The organism is Jeotgalibaca porci (assembly GCF_011299095.1).
Lineage (GTDB): Bacteria > Bacillota > Bacilli > Lactobacillales > Aerococcaceae > Jeotgalibaca > Jeotgalibaca porci.
This window is the reverse complement of the sequence record NZ_CP049889.1, coordinates 415,152-434,683: the sequence shown is the minus strand read 5'-3', so window position 1 is coordinate 434,683 and position 19,532 is coordinate 415,152. Positions and strand designations below refer to the sequence as shown.

Here is a 19,532-nt window from a genome sequence, read left to right as displayed (position 1 = left end):
ATTTCCGTCTCATATCGGATAACTTAAAAAATGGTCACGACAAAAAAGGAAGAACCCATCACAAAAAAGAGGCCATTGGATTTCCAATGGCCTCTTCTCTATTAAAAATTATTTGCTCATTTTTTTAGCTAGACGTGATTTATCACGAGCTGCTTTGTTTGCATGGATAAGTCCTTTAGAAGCTACAGAGTCGATTGCTTTAATTGCATCTTGCAATAGAGCCTCGCTGTTATCTGCACCTTCAGCTAGAGCTGTTTCGTATTTTTTGATAGCTGTACGCATAGCGCTCTTTTGAGTGTTATTCAAAACGTTTGCTTTTTCGCTTGTGCGAACGCGTTTGATAGCTGATTCGATATTTGGCATTGGGTTCACCCCTCTTTCGGTATTTCTGCTTAGTCAGACAATTGTTGCCAACACCCGCTATTATACCGAAATTTAAGTATTAATGCAATAAAAACTGAAAATATGAAAAATTGTCTTCATTAAGCATGAAAAGTTGGCGAATGGATGTTCTGGTGGTAAAATGAATGAAGCAGATACAATGGTTTTCTTTATGAGGAGAATTATAAAATATGAATCAATTTAAAATCGAATCCCAGTACACACCAAGCGGGGACCAACCAACTGCCATCAAGCAATTAGTGGAAGGTTTGGAGTCCAATACCAAAGAACAAATCCTGCTCGGTGCAACAGGTACAGGTAAAACATTTACAGTTGCAAATGTCATTCAGGAAGTGAATAAACCGACACTCGTGTTGGCCCACAACAAAACATTAGCAGGCCAGCTATACAGTGAGTTAAAAGAATTTTTTCCTGATAATGCGGTCGAATACTTTGTCAGTTACTATGACTACTATCAACCGGAAGCATATGTTCCTTCCAGTGACACATTTATCGAAAAAGAAGCAAGCGTCAACGATGAGATTGATAAATTGCGCCACTCCGCAACCAGTTCGTTAATTGAACGAAGGGATGTGATTGTGGTTGCATCCGTTTCGTGTATTTATGGGTTGGTAAACCCGCTCGATTACCGTGATCATGTCTTGTCTTTGCGTAAAGGTATGACGATGGAACGAAATGAATTATTAAGAAGTCTTGTCGATATGCAGTTTGAACGAAACGATATTGATTTTCAACGCGGTCGTTTCCGCGTGCGCGGTGATGTTGTCGAAATCTTCTTGGCATCCCGTGACAGTGAAGCTATTCGGGTCGAATTTTTCGGTGATGAAATTGAACGCATCCGTGAAATTGATGTATTAACCGGTGAAATTAAAAACGATGTGGATCATTTCCCAATTTTCCCTGCGACACACTTTGTGGCGAATGAGGAGCAGACCTTAACCGCTGTTGAATCGATTCGTGCAGAATTGAAAGTAAGGCTAGCGGAATTGAGAGCGGATAACCGCTTGTTGGAAGCGCAACGTTTAGAACAACGGACGAATTATGATTTGGAAATGTTAATGGAAATGGGTTACTGTAACGGGATTGAGAACTATTCACGTCATATGGATGGTCGTAAGCCCGGAGAAGCCCCATACACGTTGTTAGATTTTTTCCCCGATGACTTTTTAATTGTAGTGGATGAGTCACATATGACGATGCCCCAAATTCGCGGGATGTATAACGGTGATAAGGCACGTAAACAACAATTAATCGATCACGGCTTCCGGTTACCGTCTGCATTGGACAACCGACCGCTCCGTCTAGAAGAGTTTGAAGGCCATGTAAATCAAATTATTTATATTTCCGCAACGCCGGGGCCTTATGAATATGAAAGAACCGATCATATTGCGCAACAAATTATTCGACCAACTGGTTTGTTGGATCCGATTATCGAAATACGCTCTATTAAAGGGCAGATTGACGATTTAATCAGTGAAATTAATATACGTTCTGAAAGAAATGAACGGGTCTTTATAACGACACTGACGAAGAAAATGTCGGAAGATTTATCTGAGTATCTAAAAGAGGTCGGTATCAAAGTAAAATACTTGCACAGTGATATTAAGACCTTGGAACGGACTGAAATAATCCGTGACCTGCGTCTTGGAGAATTTGATGTTTTAATCGGAATCAACTTGCTGCGGGAAGGGCTGGATGTGCCTGAAGTTTCTCTGGTTGCCATATTGGATGCAGATAAGGAAGGATTCTTGCGAAGCGAACGTGCCTTGATTCAGACAATCGGACGTGCCGCACGTAATGAGCAGGGACGCGTTATTATGTATGCTGAACGGATAACGGACTCCATGCAGAAAGCGATTGACGAAACGAGCCGCCGTCGTAGTATTCAAGAAGCCTATAATAAGGAACACGGCATCACACCAACGACAATTATTAAAGAAGTACGGGGGTTAATTGCTATATCGCATACGCCGGAAAATGTTCCTGAAACAGGCAGCACGTATGAAATCTTTAAAGCGATGAACCGTGAACAAAGACGTGAGCTTCTTGATCAGATTGATATGGAAATGCGTCAAGCGGCCAAGGAATTGAACTTTGAAAAAGCCGGGGAACTACGTGACATTATCTTGGAGTTAAAATCTGAATATAAAGGATTATAATGCTTGCAATTCTTAAAAAGTTAAGGTAATATAACTTAAGTCTAAATGACATACCTTTTTCTTGGTTCTGCGAATCACCAACGCTTTACTCAGAATAAGGACTACTATAGAAGAGGTGAAAAGAATGGCAATTTCAAAAGAACGTAAAAACGAAATCATCAAAGCATACGCTATTCACGAAGGAGATACTGGTTCCCCAGAAGTACAAATCGCTGTACTAACTGAAGAAATCAATCACTTGAACGAACATGCACGTACGCACAAGAAAGACCACCACTCATACCGTGGTTTGATGAAAAAAGTTGGACACCGTCGTAACTTGTTAGCATACTTGCGTAACAAAGACGTTCCTCGCTACCGCGAACTAATCCAACGTTTAGGTCTACGTCGTTAATCATAACTATTGAAATGGAATCTCATATGAGGTTCCATTTTTTTATATAAAAAATATTTCCGCTGAGAAGTTTATACAGACTTTTAGTGATAGTCTGTACAAAGCCAGCCTATCCGAAAAGAGTTGTGGAGACTTTTTTAAGGAAAGATAATTTTTCGTGTAAAACAACATTGTTTAAGCTATAATAGATTATGACTTCCTATGCTTGGCACTACTTTACAAACGTGAGAGCTTTGCACATGAAGCTTTGACGTTTGTTAAGTAGTCAGCAATTAGGAAAGTAAACTAAAAGGGGATTATACGCATGACAGAAAAGAAAGTATTCCAAATGGAATGGGCAGGCCGTCCATTACAAGTGGAAATTGGCCAAGTAGCCAAACAAGCAAATGGTGCGGTTCTAGTACGCTACGGTGATACAGTTGTATTAACTGCAGCGGTTGGAAGTAAAGAACCAAAAGATACAAACTTTTTCCCATTAACAGTGAATTATGAAGAAAAAATGTACGCAGTGGGTAAAATCCCTGGTGGCTTTATTAAACGTGAAGGTCGTCCGAGCGAGCACGCGACATTAACAGCACGTATGATTGACCGCCCAATTCGTCCAATGTTTGCGGAAGGTTTCCGTAACGAAGTACAAATTACAAACACAATCTTGTCTGTAGAACAAGACTGTACGCCAGAAATGGCAGCAATGTTCGGTTCCTCATTGGCATTGTCTATTTCGGACATTCCATTCAGCGGACCAATTGCAGGTGTAAACGTGGGTCGTGTAAACGGAGAATTAATTCTTAACCCAACACCGGCACAAATGGAAGAATCAGACATTGAATTAACAGTAGCTGGTACGAAAGAAGCTATCAACATGGTTGAAAGTAGTGCTAAAGTTGTTGGCGAAGCAGACATGTTAGCAGCACTATTATTCGGACACAAAAATGTTAAAGAACTTTGTGAATTCCAAGAAATGATCGTAGCTGAAATCGGTAAAGAAAAGATGGCCGTTAAATTATTAGCACACGATTCAGAACTTGAAGCTGAAGCGAACGAAAACTTCAGTGCAAAAATGAAAGATGCGATTCTAACGAAAGATAAATTAGAACGTTACGAAAATATCGATGCAGTTAAAGCTGAAATTATCGATTACTTCACTGAAAAATATATGGAAGCTGAAAATTTTGTAGATATTATCAAAGATATTACACAAATTTCAGACGAAATTGAAAAAGAACAAGTACGTCGTTTGATTACAGTAGACAAAATCCGTCCTGACTTCCGTCAGTTGGATGAAATCCGTAGCCTTGATTCAGAAGTTGGCTTATTGCCACGTGTTCATGGTTCAGGTATGTTTACGCGTGGACAAACACAAGCAATCTCTGCCGCAACTTTGGCACCGCTGGGCGAGCACCAAATCTTGGACGGCCTAGGTGTTGAAGAGAGCAAACGTTTCATTCACCATTACAACTTCCCACAATACTCAGTAGGTAGTACAGGACGCGCAGGATCTGCAAGCCGTCGTGAAATCGGACACGGAGCTCTAGGTGAACGTGCATTGAAAGAAGTTATTCCAAGTGTAGAAGACTTCCCATACACAATTCGTCTTGTTGCGGATGTTTTAGAATCAAACGGTTCATCCTCACAAGCAAGTATCTGTGCAGGTACATTGGCATTGATGGATGCAGGTGTTCCAATTAAAGCACCAGTAGCCGGAATCGCTATGGGACTTGTTAAAGATGGAGATGATTACACAATCTTATCTGATATCCAAGGTATGGAAGACCACCTGGGAGACATGGACTTTAAAGTGGCGGGTACACGCGACGGAATTACAGCACTACAAATGGATATCAAGATTGACGGAATCACTGATCAAATCCTAGAAGAAGCATTAATTCAAGCTAAGAAAGCCCGTATCGAAATTCTAGACCACTTGGAAACAGTTATTGCTGAACCACGTGCAGAATTATCACCATACGCACCTAAGATTGAAATGATGCAAATCAAACCAGATAAAATCAAAGTTGTTATTGGTAAAGGTGGAGACACTATCAATAAGATTATTGAAGAAACTGGTGTTAAAATTGATATCGATCAAGATGGAAATGTCAGCATCGCTTCTGCGGATGCAGCAATGATTCAACGTGCAAAAGAAATCATTGAAGAATTGACACATGAAGTTAAAGTCGGCGAAGTTTACGAAGGAACAGTAAGACGAATTGAGAAATTCGGTGCCTTTATTGAAATAACAAAAAGTAAAGACGGACTTGTTCACATTTCTGAGATTGCTAAAGAAAGAATCAAGCAAGTTGAAGATGTCTTAGCACTTGGCGATAAAGTGAAAGTGAAAGTTATCGAAATCGATAGACAAGGTCGTATTAACCTTTCTCGTAAAGTGTTACTTGAAGACCAAGAATAATCATAGATAGACAAAAGCCTGGAAGCGACATTGCTTCCAGGCTTTTTATGTATAAGATTCCAAATTGACTACATTATTTTCTGTAAAAGAGTATAATAAAGTAAAGCGCTTACAAGTTGAATTAGTAGATAAAGGAGGGAGCAGAGTGAGTATTTTTGACTGGTTTAAAAGGAAAAATCAGGAAGAAGTTCAGAAAATCGAACCTGTTTTGTCGCTCGTACAGACTGAAAAAATAAAAAAAGGAGTTGATTTTACACGACCGGTAACGGAAGAGGAGAAAGAATTGGTATCTCTGATTTCAGGTGTTATAGCCAGCGAGCATTATAGCGGGAAACATTTCCGTGTCCAACATATTGAAGGGATCGATACGGAGAAAGAAATTGTCAGCGCCATCGTCGGTGCTGTTGCGGCAAGTAATAATCCTCATTCGCATTTCAAAATTACGAGTATTGAAAGAATAAACTAAAAGAGAAAGAAGGACGTCATCATGCTAAGAAAATTTCGAGTAAATATAAATGATAAAGAATATATGGTCGAGATGGAAGAGTTAACTGAAACGCCGTCTACTCCTCAACATGAACCAATTACGAAAGTTGCTCCCTTGCCAAAAGCAGATCCGAAACCACTAACGCCGCCGGTAGAACCAGTTGCCCAAGGAAATGGCGAAGCCATTACAGCACCGATGCCTGGGAATATCTTGGATATTCGAGTGAGTGTGGGCGAATCGGTAGTCGAAAATCAAGTCGTAGCCGTTCTGGAAGCCATGAAGATGGAAAATGAGATAGTGGCTCCCCGCAGTGGTACGATTACTGCTATTTCTACTACTAAAGGCAGCACCATTAATGTTGGCGAAGCAATCGTTTATCTCACTTAATTGCCAAATATCAGAGGGAGAGGAAAAAAGTGGATACAATCGTTCAAGGAATATTGTCAGTCACTGCTGGACAATTAGTCATGATGATCATTGGCCTCATTTTAATCTATCTGGGCATTAAGAAAGAATACGAACCAACACTTTTGGTTCCGATGGGATTGGGTGCTATCTTAGTAAATTTCCCCAATTCGGGTTTGGTTACCCAAACTGGTAGCGAAGTAAAGGGTGCCTTAAACGTTTTATTTGAATTTGGGATCGAAACGGAATTATTTCCCTTATTAATATTCATTGGAATAGGCGCTATGATTGATTTCGGCCCGCTCCTACAAAATCCTTTTATGTTTTTATTCGGAGCTGCCGCACAATTTGGAATCTTTTTTACCATCATTCTTGCCGTTTTGTTTGGCTTTGATCTTGAAGCCGCCGCGTCCATTGGAATTATCGGTGCTGCAGACGGTCCAACTTCTATCTTAGTTGCAATTGCACTGGCACCTGAATTGCTAGGTCCCATCACTGTTGCGGCTTATTCGTATATGGCCCTAGTACCGATTATTCAGCCCTTTGCTATTAAATTAGTCACAACAGAGGCGGAACGGAAAATACGAATGCCTTATAAAGCATCGCAAGTATCACGGATGACGCTCATTTTATTCCCTATTATTGTCACGATTGTAGCTGGATTTATTGCACCAGCCTCACTGCCTTTAGTGGGCTTTTTGATGTTCGGAAATCTATTACGTGAATGTGGTGTTCTCAATCGCTTGAGCCAAACAGCGCAAAATGAACTGGTCAATTTGGTCTCAATTTTACTGGGGTTAACCATCTCGGTAAAAATGACTGCAGAACAATTTTTAAATATTCAAACCTTGATGATTATTGCCTTCGGATTAGTAGCCTTTATTATGGATACCATTGGTGGCGTTTTATTTGCGAAATTGTTGAATGTATTCCGAAAAGAAAAAATAAATCCTATGATTGGAGCGGCCGGAATTTCAGCATTCCCGATGTCTGCACGGGTCGTCCAAAAGATGGCGACCGAAGCAGATCCGCAGAATTTTATTTTGAACTATTCGATTGGTGCCAACGTATCCGGCCAAATAGCTTCGGTTATTGCCGGCGGTCTCATCCTCGCTTATTTTGCAGGGTAGATGAGAGTGAGAAAGGAGACAGAAGACAATGTTAATCAATACGGAGCATTTAATAGAAGCATTTAAAATTCTTTTATTTGGTTGGGCAGGAATCTTTCTAGTCCTGTTTATTTTATATGGTGTGAGTTTACTGCTTTTGAAAGCTTTCCCTGTCAAAGAGGATGAATAGATAAGGAAGTGATTGCAATGACGACAACGCAAGTTAAAATTGTGGATACTGTTCTCCGTGATGCCCATCAAAGTTTGGTTGCAACGCGCATGTCAACCGAGCAGATGGTGCCCATTTTGGAAACCATGGATCGTGCCGGTTATTTCGCTTTGGAGGTTTGGGGCGGTGCGACATTCGATAGTGCGCTACGTTACCTCGATGAAGATCCATGGGAAAGGTTACGGATTATCCGCAAGCATGTAAAAAATACGAAGCTACAGATGTTATTGAGAGGGCAAAATATATTAGGCTACAAGCATTATCCCGATGATGTCGTGGAGAGTTTTGTTGAGAAAGCGATTGAAAATGGTATTGATATTATTCGCGTATTTGATGCCTTGAATGATACGCGTAACCTGGAGGCATCTATGCGGGCCATTAAAAAATATGGTGGACATGCGCAAGCCTGTATTTGTTATACAATCAGCGCTATTCATACGGATGCTTATTATTTAAATATGGTTCAAGAAATGCTTGCCTTAGGTGCAGACTCCATTGCCATTAAAGATATGGCGGGTATTCTGACACCAGCTAACGCTTATTCACTGGTTAAAGCCATTAAATCGGTGACGGATATTCCGATTCACGTCCATACTCATACGACTAGCGGGATTGCTGAAATGACCTATTTGAAGGCCGTAGAAGCGGGAGCAGATATTATTGATACAGCTATTTCCCCATTCTCGGGAGGGACGAGCCAACCAGCGACTGAATCCCTTGTTATTGCCTTGACTGAATTGGGCTATGATTGTGGCTTGGACCTTGCTGTCTTAAAAGAAGTTGCCGACTACTTCCGTCCGATTAAAGAAAAATTTCGCTCAGATGGCATCTTAAACCCGAAAGTAATGGATGTTGAACCCAATACATTATTATATCAAGTTCCCGGAGGCATGCTTTCTAACTTGCTGTCTCAATTAAAAGAGGCGAAGCAAGAGGATAAATACGAGAAGGTGTTGCAAGAAGTACCACTTGTTCGCGCTGAATTGGGCTATCCACCTTTAGTCACCCCGTTATCGCAAATGGTAGGTACCCAAGCGGTCATGAACGTGTTGAGCGGTGAACGGTACAAAATGATTCCGAAAGAAATTAAAGATTACGTTAAAGGCTTATACGGCCGACCGCCTGTTGCGATATCAGCCGAGATGACTCAAAAAATTATTGGTGGAGAAGAAGTATTGTCTATTCGTCCAGCAGATTTACTTGAACCTAAAATGGTGGATTTCGCAGAGGAATTAGGTGACCTGGCTGAATCTACTGAAGACGTATTGATGTACGCACTCTTTCCGTCCTTGGCCTTACCTTTTTTGAAGAAACGAAAAGATCCTTTCTATGACGTACCGATTCAAGAAGTGACTATTACTTTTTAATGCGAATATTATGTAAAAGGCCTGTTGGATAAAGGTAAGCCTTATCCCGCAGGTCTTATTGTGATTATTAAATAAAGATTAAAATCTTCTCATTTATGTGCTATGATAGGTCATAATCAAATACGTAATAGAAATAGAGGGATAGAACTGTGAAAAAATATAATGTAGCTATTGTAGGTGTAACAGGAGCAGTAGGAGAAAAGTTACTGCGATTACTGGAAAATGCAGCAATTGAAATAAATGAACTGCATGTATTGGCTTCTGCACGTTCCAAAGGGAAAAAAGTGCTATTCAGAGGGGAAGAACTAACGGTAGCAGAAACGACGGAATCCGCCTTTGCGGGTATCGATATTGCTTTTTTTAGTGCGGGTGGGGCTATTACTAAGAAATTCCATCGAGCAGCACGTAACGCAGGTGCGATTGTGATTGATAATACCAGTGCTTTTAGAATGGATGCAGAAACACCTCTAGTTGTTCCGGAAGTGAATCCGGAAGCATTACGCAATCACACACGTTTAATTGCCAATCCCAACTGTTCAACGATTCAAATGGTTGCAGCACTCAAGCCAATCGAAGCTGCCTTCGGATTAAGTCGGGTCATTGTTTCAACTTATCAGGCAGTAAGCGGCGCAGGGCTACATGCTTTAGAAGAATTGGAAAATCAAACAAAAGCAGTGTTGGCGGGTGAAGAACCAATCGCGACTATTTTGCCATCCGGTGGCGATAAAAAGCATTATCCAATTGCCTTTAATGCAATTCCACAAATCGACCTCTTCTCTGAAGACGGCTATACCTTTGAAGAATGGAAGATGATGAATGAAACCAAAAAAATTATGGGTCGACCGGACTTAAAGATTGCCGCAACCTGTGTGCGGATTCCTGTAATGAGTGGACATTCAGAATCCCTTTACCTAGAAATCGAGCAAGAGGATGTAACGGCAGATGCGATTCGCAAAGTACTGAGTCAAGCGCCTGGTATTGTTCTCCAAGATGACCCTTCTACTCAAACGTATCCAATGGTTACAACAGCCGTAAATCAAAAAGAAACATATGTGGGGAGAGTAAGAAGAGATGTCGACAATCCGAAAGGGTTCCACATGTGGGTTGTATCAGATAACTTAACCAAAGGAGCAGCTTGGAACTCTATCCAAATTGCCGAGAAGATGATTGAAATGGGACTAGTATAAACCTCTTTTTGCGTGCTTATTGTTACAAATTAGCAACGAATAGGTTATAATGGATGGAAAGGGAGTATCGCTTACGAAACCATTAGAAGGTTCGTTTATTTTTACCATCTATTTCGTGATTGAGAAGTGAAACCTTTTTAATGTGTATGTGGACTGGAGATGTTCTTATGAAAGCCTTTGAACTCACAGAAAACACTCGCATTAAAGAGGTTGTTTTTCTGAAAAAATAGCGAAAAGATTTCCATTTACTTATGATATAAAGAAGAGGTGTTTTATGAATAAAATTAATATTGTACCGTTAGGCGGCGTTCGCGAAAACGGTAAAAATATGTATGTTGTTGAAGTGGATGAATTAATTTTTGTCCTGGATTGTGGATTATTGTATCCAGAAAATGAGTTATTGGGAATTGATGTTGTTATCCCTGACTTCACGTACTTAGAAGAAAACAAAAACCGTATTGCGGGTGTTTTCCTAACACACGGTCATGAAGATGCTGTAGGAGCATTACCGTATTTCTTAGAAAATATCGATGTTCCAATCTTCGGTACGGAATTAACAATCGAATTGGCGAAGCTGGCAGTTAAAGAAACAGGCTTATCTCCTAAGTTCGATGGTTTCCATGTTATTAATGAAAAGACAGCAATTGAATTTGAGAATGTTGTCGTTAAATTTTTCCGCACCACACATTCGATTCCAGATTCAGTAGGTATCTGTATTCAGACGACAGAAGGTAGCGTTGTTTATACGGGAGACTTCAAGTTTGACCACAGTGCATCAGAAATGTACCGAACAGACTTCAGTAAAATTACTGAAATTGGTTCAGGTGGCGTTCTGGCCTTATTGAGTGATTCAAGTGATGCTGAATCTCCGGTTGAAAACGTGAGTGATTTACGCGTAACCGAAGAAATGGTCGATACATTTAATAATGCAGATGGACGTGTTATCGTTGCTTGTATCGCAAGTAACATTTTACGTCTACAACAGATTTTTGATGCAGCTTACCAAACAAAACGGAAAATTTTCATGACGGGTACGAAACTGGTCGAAGTTGTGGATGTTGCGATTAAACTTGGTAAGTTAGTTTTACCATCACGTGATGTGTTAGTAACGCAAGAAAACTTGGATAAGTTTGCACCGGACGAATTGATTATTCTGGAAACAGGGCAATCAGGTGATCCAATGGAAGCACTCCAACGTATGGCTAAAAATAAACACAAACAAATCAATATCGTCGAAGGCGATTTGGTGTACATTACAACCACACCTTCTATTTCAATGGAAAAAATCGTTGCGAAGACGAAAAACTTGTTATATCGTGCGGATGCAACTGTTAAAGAAATCTCGGAAGCGTTCAAAGTTTCAGGTCACGCAACACCAAATGACTTGAAGTTAATGATTAACTTGTTACAACCGAAATACTTTATTCCAGTCCAAGGTGAATACCGCCTGCAAGCAGCGCATGCACAGTTGGCGAATGAAGTTGGTGTCCCATTCAAGAACATTTTTATTCCTGGTAAGGGAGATGTTATTGAATACAAGGACGGCAGAATGCGTATGGCCGGCCAAGTTCCTGCGGGGAATGTCTTAATTGATGGAATCGGTGTTGGAGATATCGGTAATATTGTTTTACGTGACCGTAAGTTATTAGCGGACAATGGTATTTTCGTTGCTGTTATTACAATTTCTCGTCGACAAGGAAAGATTTTATCCGGTCCAGAAATTATTTCACGCGGCTTTGTCTACATGAAGGCGAGTGAAGACTTAATCAAGAACAGTGCTGAAATTGCACGTAAAGTTGTTGAAGATAATCTGAAAAATAAAGATTTTGAATGGGCGACCTTGAAACAGGAAATTAGAGATTCGCTTAGCCGTTACCTCTTTGAAGAGACGAAACGTCGACCTGTTATCTTGCCGATTATTATGGAAGCTTCCAATTACTCAAAGAAATAAGAGGAGAGTAGATAGATGGGTTCAACAAGTTTGAAAAGTTGGATTGAAATGCTTGTGGCAGCAGGCGTTGCCGTTTTATTGGCATTCTTTTCGATTCAAATCAGTGGTTACACACTCGCTTTAGCAGTATTACCGTTAGTATATTTTGCGCTGAGACGCGGGATTGTCCAAGGTATGCTTGCAAGTTTGCTTGCCGGTATCATTATTTTAGTGATGCAACTAGGCGAGACAGAATTATCTGTCAGTTTGGTTACTTTCTTTGGACCTTATGCCTTTATTGGTCTGAGTGGCTTGTTTGCAAAAAATACACAGCGTACATTAAATAACAAACGCTTTAAGAATGCGGCTTTAAACATTGTAACAGCAGCGATTTTTGGAAGTCTTTTGTTCTTCATTTGGCAATTCATTGCTTCGGGAACATTAGAGAATGAAATGATTGGATTTGCTCTTACAAGTGCAGCAGTAGCCATTGTTTTATTGCTTCTTGCGAAAGTGGCACCTAAACTGTTTGTACCGAAAGATACACGATTTTTAAGTCGTAAGGAAAAATCACGATTATTGAATGATTAGAAGAAAAGGGGAAGGGACTTGTATTCCCTCTCCTTTTTTATTTTGAATCTGGAGTGAAGCGGATGAATATATGGGGTCAAATAATAACATTCATTGTATTCTTAAATACGATTGTAGCAATTTATACGGTGTTTCATGAAAAAAGAGATGTTACTGCTACTTGGGCTTGGTTATTGACTTTAACGATGCTGCCCGTCGTCGGCTTTGTTATGTACTTCTTTATCGGTAAAAAGATGGCAGCTGACCACATTTACGATCTGAAGACTCAGAAAAGTTTGGGGATGTCTGAACTTGCTGAATTCCAAAAAGAAATGTTGGAAGAAGAAGAGTTTGACGGTGCGGATCCTGAAGAAGAATATCGCGTTACCACTGCAATCCTCTTGTTAGAGAGTAACGAATCCATTTTAACACGGGGAAATAAAGTGGAGGTCATTACTGACGGAGAAGAGAAATTTAACCGTTTTATTGATGATATCCGCAATGCACAGGAACATATTCATATTCTTTATTATACGTTCCGCTCAGATGCACTGGGGCACCGTATTATGGAGGCTTTGGAAGAACGTGCAGCTGCAGGAGTAGAAGTTTTAGTGGTATACGATGCCTTGGGGTGCCGTGGAAATGATCGAAAGTTTTTTGATCGATTGGAGAGTTTGGGCGGCCAAGCAAAAGTGTTTTTTGGTTCGCGAATTCCCTTTGTTAACTTGCGTATGAATTACCGAAATCACCGTAAGATTTTAGTAGTGGATGGGAAAATTGCCTATATGGGTGGCTTTAATATTGGCGATGAGTATTTAGGCTTAGGCCCATTAGGGAACTGGCGGGATACACATCTTCGCATCCAAGGAAACGCCGTATTGACGCTTCAAAGTCGTTTCTTCATGGACTGGAATGCTGTAGTATCGGAATCGGAACGGGTGAAGTACGAAGACCGTTATTTCCCCATTTCGCCTAAAATGGGTGATACAACCATGCAAATCGCTGCCAGTGGACCTGAAAATGACATCCAAGCCATCAAGATGGGCTTCATAAAAATGATTAGTCAGGCAAAAAAATCAATTTATATTCAAACGCCATACTTTATTCCAGATATGAGTGTACATGAAATTATTGAAGTGGCGGCTATGTCGGGCGTGGAGGTCAACATCATGATTCCTTGCAAACCGGATCATCCTTTTGTCTATCGGGCGACCGAGTATTTTGCCAAGGATATCCTAGAAGCGGGTGCCAATGTCTATATTTATGAAGATGGCTTCTTCCATTCGAAAGTGATGGTAGTCGATGATGAGATTTCAACAGTTGGTTCTGCGAATATGGATGTGCGCAGCTTCCGTTTGAACTTTGAAATAAATTCATTCATTTATGATGAAACCATTGCAGAAGAATTAGTGATGAATTTTAAACGAGACATTAAAAAAAGTCGGAAGTTAGATTTGGAATATTTCGAGAAACAATCGAAGTGGCGTAAATTTAAGCAACAGTTTTCACGGCTCTTATCGCCGATATTGTAGAAAAAATGTAAAAAGGCATTTAGCTCCAGTAGTTCGGATTTAAATGCCTTTTTCTACAGTTATTAGTCTTTTATGCTACATTTTGGATGGAAAGAATTTGTTCGACATTAAAAAAATGAAGAAATTTCCGATTAATAGATTCGAAGGTAATTTGTTTGTTTTTATTTACGCTTGAACGGAACTTACCTTGCATGGTGGAGCGCGTATAGGTATGATCATCCAGTTTATATTCAACTGTTATGACTACCGCTTGTTTTCTTTCAGCTGCCTGATTGGCAAAGCGGATTACTTGATACAAGGGCATTACAACCTCAGTTAAAACTGGATTGACAGATGTAGCATTGTTTTTACGATTATACGAATGGTTACCAGTATTTAACGGTGTAGGGTGAGAATACTCAGTGTAGTAGTTTTCCATAGCGTTTCCTCCGAACGTTTGTTTGTGTATATTCATTATAGAACATCTGTTCGAAAAAGCAAGCGAAAAAGATTTCTGATTATTTAAAGTATTTTTCTTCCTATTACTAGGGCTTAAATACAGTGAAAATACCAAGACAATCGATTTGATACCTTTTCTTAATAAGGCTATAATGAGAGCGTTATGTGAATCGATAAAGTTGTAATGGAGGTGGTATAGATGAATATGATCCAGGAAGTTAAGAAAATCGAACAAGAAGCTCGTGAGTTAGAAGAGATGTATGACCGAAAAATAGTTGAAATGGAAGAAAATACCGATTCCAAAATCACAGAGATGAAAAATGACATCGAAGAAGCTATTGAAGGATATAAGAATGAGCAAGAAGCTGAGAAACAACAAAAACTCGAGCAACTGAATGAATCATTGCGAGTTGAAGAGGAAGCAGAGAAAAACTTCTTATTGCACTTATATGAACAAAAATACACGGAACTTGTCGATATTGTAGTTGAAGAGGTGAAAAAACAGTATGGCAATAGCTAAAATGAATAAGCTGAAACTCATTTCATTCCAAAATCAGAAAAATTCTATCTTAGAGGGGATTCAAAGTCTCCAAAGTTTAGAACTGATTGATATTTCAGCTGAGTATGCAGATGTACCGGCCATGAGAGCTGCTAATAGAGAAAATCTCGATTCTTTGAGTAAAGAGTGGGAAGGTTATTACAATGAATATCAGGAGCTCTTGTTATTCCTACGTGGGTACCTTCCGCAACAAAAAATCTTGGATAAATTACGTACCCCTAAAGAGACGTTGACTATTCAAGAGATGCACGAACAGTTGGCGAAAGTTGATCGAGATTTAATTACGGGAACAATTAGTAAAGCTCGTGAAGACTTAAAAAATTATGATCGCGTACTTGATAGTTTAAGTGAGGACGAGATATTTCTAGCAAAATGGCAAAAATTGACGCACCTACCTAATAGAACATCTGACCAAGCTTTTATTCGAATACTTACTGGTACAGTCCCACAAACGACAGCGGATACCTTTATTCGTGAAATGAAGGAAAACCCCCTAATTTTTATTGAAGAGGTTTTTCAGTCAAAAGAAGAGTACGGTATAAATGTTGCCTTTGATAGGCGTGATGAAAATGAAGTTGTTAATTTTTTGAATGAAAATCACTTCACTATGTTGAACTACGAGTTTGAAGATATACCTGAAATTGAGTTGAAGAGGATAAGCAGAGAACGAAACCAGATTTTAGAAGAAGTAAGTGTTTTAAAAAATCAGCTTAAAGGAATGCAAAATGAAGAATGGGTACTTAAGCTGTTAATAGAAACAGCTTATGCCAAGTTCCAACGGATTCGTGCAAAAAAAATGCTGGTCGATGAACGTCATCTTTTTGTTCTCGAAGGTTGGTTGGAAAAAAGTAAAGTAGATGATATTAGGGAAGTTCTAGAAGAGCGCATTACTTCGGATAACTTTGCTCTTGTCGTGGATGATGTGCAAGATGATGAGGTTGCAAAAGTACCAACCGTTTTGAATAATAATAGGTTTATAAGTCCGTTTGAAAATATTACGGCTATGTATAGTTTACCAAAATACAATGAAATTGACCCTACACCATTTTTAGCACCATTCTATCTTGTGTTTTTTGGGATGATGTTAGCAGACTTAGGATATGGATTAATTCTTTTTGCTGCAACTGCAATCGCAATAAAGTTTTTCCGACTCGATAAAAGTCTGAAGAAGAATTTAATGTTCTTTCATTTGTTATCCTATCCAACGATGATATGGGGCTTGATTTATGGATCGTTCTTTGGGTTTGAATTACCAGTTGTGTTATTATCTACTATGGATGACGTTAACACTATATTACTTCTATCAGTTATTTTTGGTGTTATTCAGATACTTCTGGGATTAGGCTTAAAAGCATATTTATTGTTCCGAGATAAAGATGTACTAGGAGCTATATCTGATGGTGTGGGATGGATTGTCATTTTTGTTGGCTTAATCATTTTAATTCTTGCTAGCATGGTTTTTCCTAATGCATTCTTGGCAACACTTGGTAAAGGTGTCGCTATTGGGGGAGTAGCTGCAATCTTGATTGCTTCGTCATTGGCAGCAAATAATAAGGCGGCCGGATTTGGTATTGGACTCTATAACTTATACGGTATTACTGGTTATGTAGGAGATATCGTAAGTTATACTCGTTTGATGGCTTTAGGGGTTTCAGGAGCGAGCATCGCATTAGCGTTCAATATGATTATTGAATTCTTACCGCCATTAGCACGCGTAACAATTGGTATTTTACTTTTTGTTTTGTTGCATACTGTTAATATCGGACTTTCATTATTAAGCGCATATGTTCATGGGGCGAGATTAATCTTTGTCGAGTTCTTTGGTAAATTTTATGAGGGTGGCGGAAAACCACTGGAGCCATTGACAACTTCAGAGGAATATATTGATTTAAAAAATAACTATAACGGATAATAATGGAGGAATAGATTTATGGAAAACATGACATGGTTACAATTTTTTATGGAAAACAATGGTGGTTATATTTTTTCAGCAATGGGGATTGCTTTTGCAGTAATTTTCGCAGGTGCTGGATCAGCAAAAGGTGTTGGTATGACAGGTGAGGCTGCAACAGCTCTGATTAAAGAGCAACCGGAAAAATTTGGTAAATCATTGATTTTACAACTCTTGCCTGGTACACAAGGGTTATATGGCTTCGTTATCGGTTTCTTAATTTATCTAAATATGTCACCAGACATGGCATTTCAAGACGGATTATACATGATGATGGCAGCTTTACCAATTGCTTTTACTGGCTTAACTTCTGGTATCGCACAAGGCCGTGTAGCAACAGCAGGGTTACAAATCTTGGCTAAACGCGAAGAACATAATACAAAAGGTATTATTTATGCAGCGATGGTAGAAACATATGCGATTTTAGGATTTGTTATCTCCTTCCTTCTAGTTCTTAACGGATAAAAACGAACGAAAGGATGGTCGGTTTGTAATGAAGGAATTAGAAACTTTAGCGAATCAAATAGTGGTTCGAACAAAAGAAGCAGGGCAAAAAAAATTAGCTGCAAAAGAAAAAGAGCTAAATGATAAATTGGAAGCAAGTCGCCTTCAATTTGTTGACTATCAAAAAAATCAAAAAAGAGCGATTCAAGAAAGATCTCAGACTGATTTTGAGCGCCAAACACAATCGTTACAGAATAAAAAGCGAAACGCATTGTTAGGAGAAAAACAGACCATTATGAAGGAAATTTATAATGGCGCAATTGTAAAAATGACTGAATGGACTACAACTGAATTCCAGCTTTTTGCTGGAAATGTACTAAAACAATTTGAAGGAAAAGCAGTGACAGTGATTGCCGGAGAAAAATCGGCCCATCATTTCACTGAAGCATTCACGGCGAAATATCCGGATGCTGTTTTCTCTCAAGAAACAGTACCGGCAAAAGCAGGATTCATTGTGGAACGAGACGGCATTGATTATAACTATTTCTTTGATCAAATGGTGGCAGAAATTAAGAAGGATTTCACTCCCAAACTTGCCTCTCTTGCATTTCAAAAAGATGAATAAGGGGTGAAGCAACGATGAGAGATACGGATTACAAAGGAATCAACACGTTGATTCGCACGTACGAGTTGCGTTTGCTTAAACAAGAGGATTTTGAACGTCTGATTAAAGCAGACTCTTTAAAAGCCGCTCTCGATTTTCTAAAAACAAGCGATTACGAATTCGACACGGAAGAAGTGCTGCATAATAAGGATTTCAATGGCTTCCTGATAACGCATCTTGCTCGTGTGTATAGCGAATTATATGAAGTTGCACCACAGCCTGAATTACTTGATTTATTTACACTTCGTTACAGCTACCACAATTTGAAAGTTTTGTTGAAAGAATGTTTCTTAGAGCAAAATCACAGCGAGCTTCTGATTCCAATCGGAAGATTATCAATCGAATCATTACGGAACTTGGTCGAAACCAAGGAAAGTAATGCTGCGCATCCGATAATGGCTGAGGCAGTGAAGTCTGTTGTGGAAGATTACGAAGAAAGCGGCCGTATCGAAGCGGTGACTGTCTACATGGACACTTATTATCTTCGCCATTTACGCGCAATCAGCGATGGCTTAAATAATGAGACCATTACGAGGATCACCGATTTAATTATTGATATGTACAACTTAACGACGGTTGTTCGGAGCCGGAAACAAGATAAGCCGCGCAGTCATTTATACGCATTATTATCTTCAGCAGGTTCAATCAGTAAACAGGAATTAATTGACGAGTCAATCAATGGTCCGGTAGCCGTAATCAGAAAACTCTATGGTGGCCAATCATATAGCTCCGAGTTGGAAAAAGTAATTAGTTCTGACGCGAATACAGTTCAGACGCTAAAATTGGACAAGCTGCAAGCTGATTTGATTCACGATGTTGTTTCAAGTGGCCTTTATGAAGCGTTTGGTCCGATGCCTTTGCTTGGGTACGTGTATGCGAAAGAAACAGAAGTAACGAATTTGCGTTTATTACTGGTTGGTAAAGATAACGCAATTAACGAAGACATTTTACGGGAAAGGGTGAGACAAGTTTATGGCTCATAATATTGGTGTTGTCGGCGATAAAGATTCCATCCTTCCGTTTAAAATATTAGGTTTTTCTGTATTTGCAACATCTGAACCAGCGGAAGCACGCGAAACAATCGATCGGTTAGCAAAAGAAAATTACGGCATCATTTATTTGACGGAAGAGTTGGCAAAAGACATGTCTGACACAATTCGTCGTTACGATGCGCTATTAACGCCGGCAATAATCTTAATTCCTAATCATAGTGGTTCTTTGGGAATCGGTAAAAAAAGAATTCAAGATAATGTAGAAAAAGCGGTTGGTCAAAATATTTTATAAGAGTAGGAGGG

General features: G+C 39.5%; 20 protein-coding genes. 18 read left to right on the top strand and 2 right to left on the bottom strand.

The window, feature by feature from the left end; translation table 11 throughout:
* Positions 1 to 108: 108 nt before the first annotated feature.
* Entirely contained in the window at positions 109 to 363 is a 255-nt protein-coding gene (rpsT, locus tag G7058_RS02280) for a 30S ribosomal protein S20 (RefSeq protein ID WP_166062022.1), read from the bottom strand.
* A 209-nt stretch (positions 364 to 572) separates the two neighbouring features.
* On the opposite strand from rpsT, the gene uvrB reads away from it, so the two are divergent.
* From uvrB to cls, 12 genes are all read left to right on the top strand, one after another.
* Complete coding sequence (gene uvrB / locus G7058_RS02275) at positions 573 to 2,561, top strand: excinuclease ABC subunit UvrB (protein ID WP_166062021.1); 1,989 nt, start codon at positions 573 to 575, stop codon at positions 2,559 to 2,561.
* Between the two features lie 124 nt (positions 2,562 to 2,685).
* Positions 2,686 to 2,955: a 30S ribosomal protein S15 gene (gene rpsO / locus G7058_RS02270; protein WP_166062020.1), complete on the top strand. Its 270-nt coding sequence runs from the start codon at positions 2,686 to 2,688 to the stop codon at positions 2,953 to 2,955.
* Positions 2,956 to 3,259: 304 nt separating this feature from the next.
* Complete coding sequence (pnp, locus tag G7058_RS02265; protein ID WP_166062019.1) at positions 3,260 to 5,365, top strand: polyribonucleotide nucleotidyltransferase; 2,106 nt, start codon at positions 3,260 to 3,262, stop codon at positions 5,363 to 5,365.
* 145 nt (positions 5,366 to 5,510) lie between these two features.
* Positions 5,511 to 5,831, top strand: a complete 321-nt coding sequence (locus G7058_RS02260; RefSeq protein WP_166062018.1) for a hypothetical protein — start codon at positions 5,511 to 5,513, stop codon at positions 5,829 to 5,831.
* 21 nt (positions 5,832 to 5,852) lie between these two features.
* Complete coding sequence (locus G7058_RS02255; RefSeq protein ID WP_166062017.1) at positions 5,853 to 6,239, top strand: biotin/lipoyl-containing protein; 387 nt, start codon at positions 5,853 to 5,855, stop codon at positions 6,237 to 6,239.
* An 80-nt stretch (positions 6,240 to 6,319) separates the two neighbouring features.
* Positions 6,320 to 7,387: a sodium ion-translocating decarboxylase subunit beta gene (locus G7058_RS02250; protein ID WP_405002866.1), complete on the top strand. Its 1,068-nt coding sequence runs from the start codon at positions 6,320 to 6,322 to the stop codon at positions 7,385 to 7,387.
* Positions 7,388 to 7,415: 28 nt separating this feature from the next.
* Positions 7,416 to 7,556: an OadG-related small transporter subunit gene (locus tag G7058_RS02245; RefSeq protein ID WP_166062015.1), complete on the top strand. Its 141-nt coding sequence runs from the start codon at positions 7,416 to 7,418 to the stop codon at positions 7,554 to 7,556.
* Positions 7,557 to 7,573: 17 nt separating this feature from the next.
* Positions 7,574 to 8,962, top strand: a complete 1,389-nt coding sequence (locus G7058_RS02240) for an oxaloacetate decarboxylase subunit alpha (protein WP_166062014.1) — start codon at positions 7,574 to 7,576, stop codon at positions 8,960 to 8,962.
* Positions 8,963 to 9,111: 149 nt separating this feature from the next.
* Positions 9,112 to 10,149, top strand: a complete 1,038-nt coding sequence (locus G7058_RS02235) for an aspartate-semialdehyde dehydrogenase (protein WP_166062013.1) — start codon at positions 9,112 to 9,114, stop codon at positions 10,147 to 10,149.
* 274 nt (positions 10,150 to 10,423) lie between these two features.
* Positions 10,424 to 12,100 (top strand): ribonuclease J, encoded by a 1,677-nt coding sequence (locus G7058_RS02230; RefSeq protein WP_166062012.1) that lies wholly within the window; start codon positions 10,424 to 10,426, stop codon positions 12,098 to 12,100.
* Positions 12,101 to 12,115: 15 nt separating this feature from the next.
* On the top strand, positions 12,116 to 12,670 hold the full coding sequence (locus G7058_RS02225; RefSeq protein ID WP_166062011.1) for an energy-coupled thiamine transporter ThiT: 555 nt from the start codon (positions 12,116 to 12,118) through the stop codon (positions 12,668 to 12,670).
* A 62-nt stretch (positions 12,671 to 12,732) separates the two neighbouring features.
* Entirely contained in the window at positions 12,733 to 14,181 is a 1,449-nt protein-coding gene (gene cls, locus G7058_RS02220) for a cardiolipin synthase (RefSeq protein WP_166062010.1), read from the top strand.
* Between the two features lie 70 nt (positions 14,182 to 14,251).
* Here the strand turns inward: cls and G7058_RS02215 are convergent, their stop codons facing one another.
* Positions 14,252 to 14,599, bottom strand: a complete 348-nt coding sequence (locus tag G7058_RS02215) for a hypothetical protein (protein WP_166062009.1) — start codon at positions 14,597 to 14,599, stop codon at positions 14,252 to 14,254.
* Between the two features lie 219 nt (positions 14,600 to 14,818).
* Between G7058_RS02215 and G7058_RS02210 the strand changes: the two genes are divergently transcribed.
* From G7058_RS02210 to G7058_RS02185, 6 genes are read left to right on the top strand one after another with little or no spacing between them, the layout of a single operon-like run.
* Positions 14,819 to 15,139: a hypothetical protein gene (locus tag G7058_RS02210; RefSeq protein ID WP_166062008.1), complete on the top strand. Its 321-nt coding sequence runs from the start codon at positions 14,819 to 14,821 to the stop codon at positions 15,137 to 15,139.
* A complete protein-coding gene (locus G7058_RS02205; RefSeq protein ID WP_166062007.1) occupies positions 15,126 to 17,090 on the top strand; it encodes a V-type ATP synthase subunit I in 1,965 nt (654 codons plus the stop codon). Before G7058_RS02210 ends, G7058_RS02205 begins: the two co-directional genes overlap by 14 nt.
* Positions 17,091 to 17,117: 27 nt before the next feature.
* Complete coding sequence (locus tag G7058_RS02200) at positions 17,118 to 17,594, top strand: V-type ATP synthase subunit K (protein WP_373706288.1); 477 nt, start codon at positions 17,118 to 17,120, stop codon at positions 17,592 to 17,594.
* Positions 17,595 to 17,622: 28 nt separating this feature from the next.
* Positions 17,623 to 18,198 (top strand): hypothetical protein, encoded by a 576-nt coding sequence (locus tag G7058_RS02195; protein ID WP_166062005.1) that lies wholly within the window; start codon positions 17,623 to 17,625, stop codon positions 18,196 to 18,198.
* A 14-nt stretch (positions 18,199 to 18,212) separates the two neighbouring features.
* Positions 18,213 to 19,220: a V-type ATPase subunit gene (locus G7058_RS02190; RefSeq protein WP_166062004.1), complete on the top strand. Its 1,008-nt coding sequence runs from the start codon at positions 18,213 to 18,215 to the stop codon at positions 19,218 to 19,220.
* Positions 19,210 to 19,521, top strand: a complete 312-nt coding sequence (locus G7058_RS02185; RefSeq protein WP_166062003.1) for a V-type ATP synthase subunit F — start codon at positions 19,210 to 19,212, stop codon at positions 19,519 to 19,521. The genes G7058_RS02190 and G7058_RS02185 overlap by 11 nt, the downstream gene beginning before the upstream one ends.
* Positions 19,522 to 19,532: the final 11 nt, after the last annotated feature.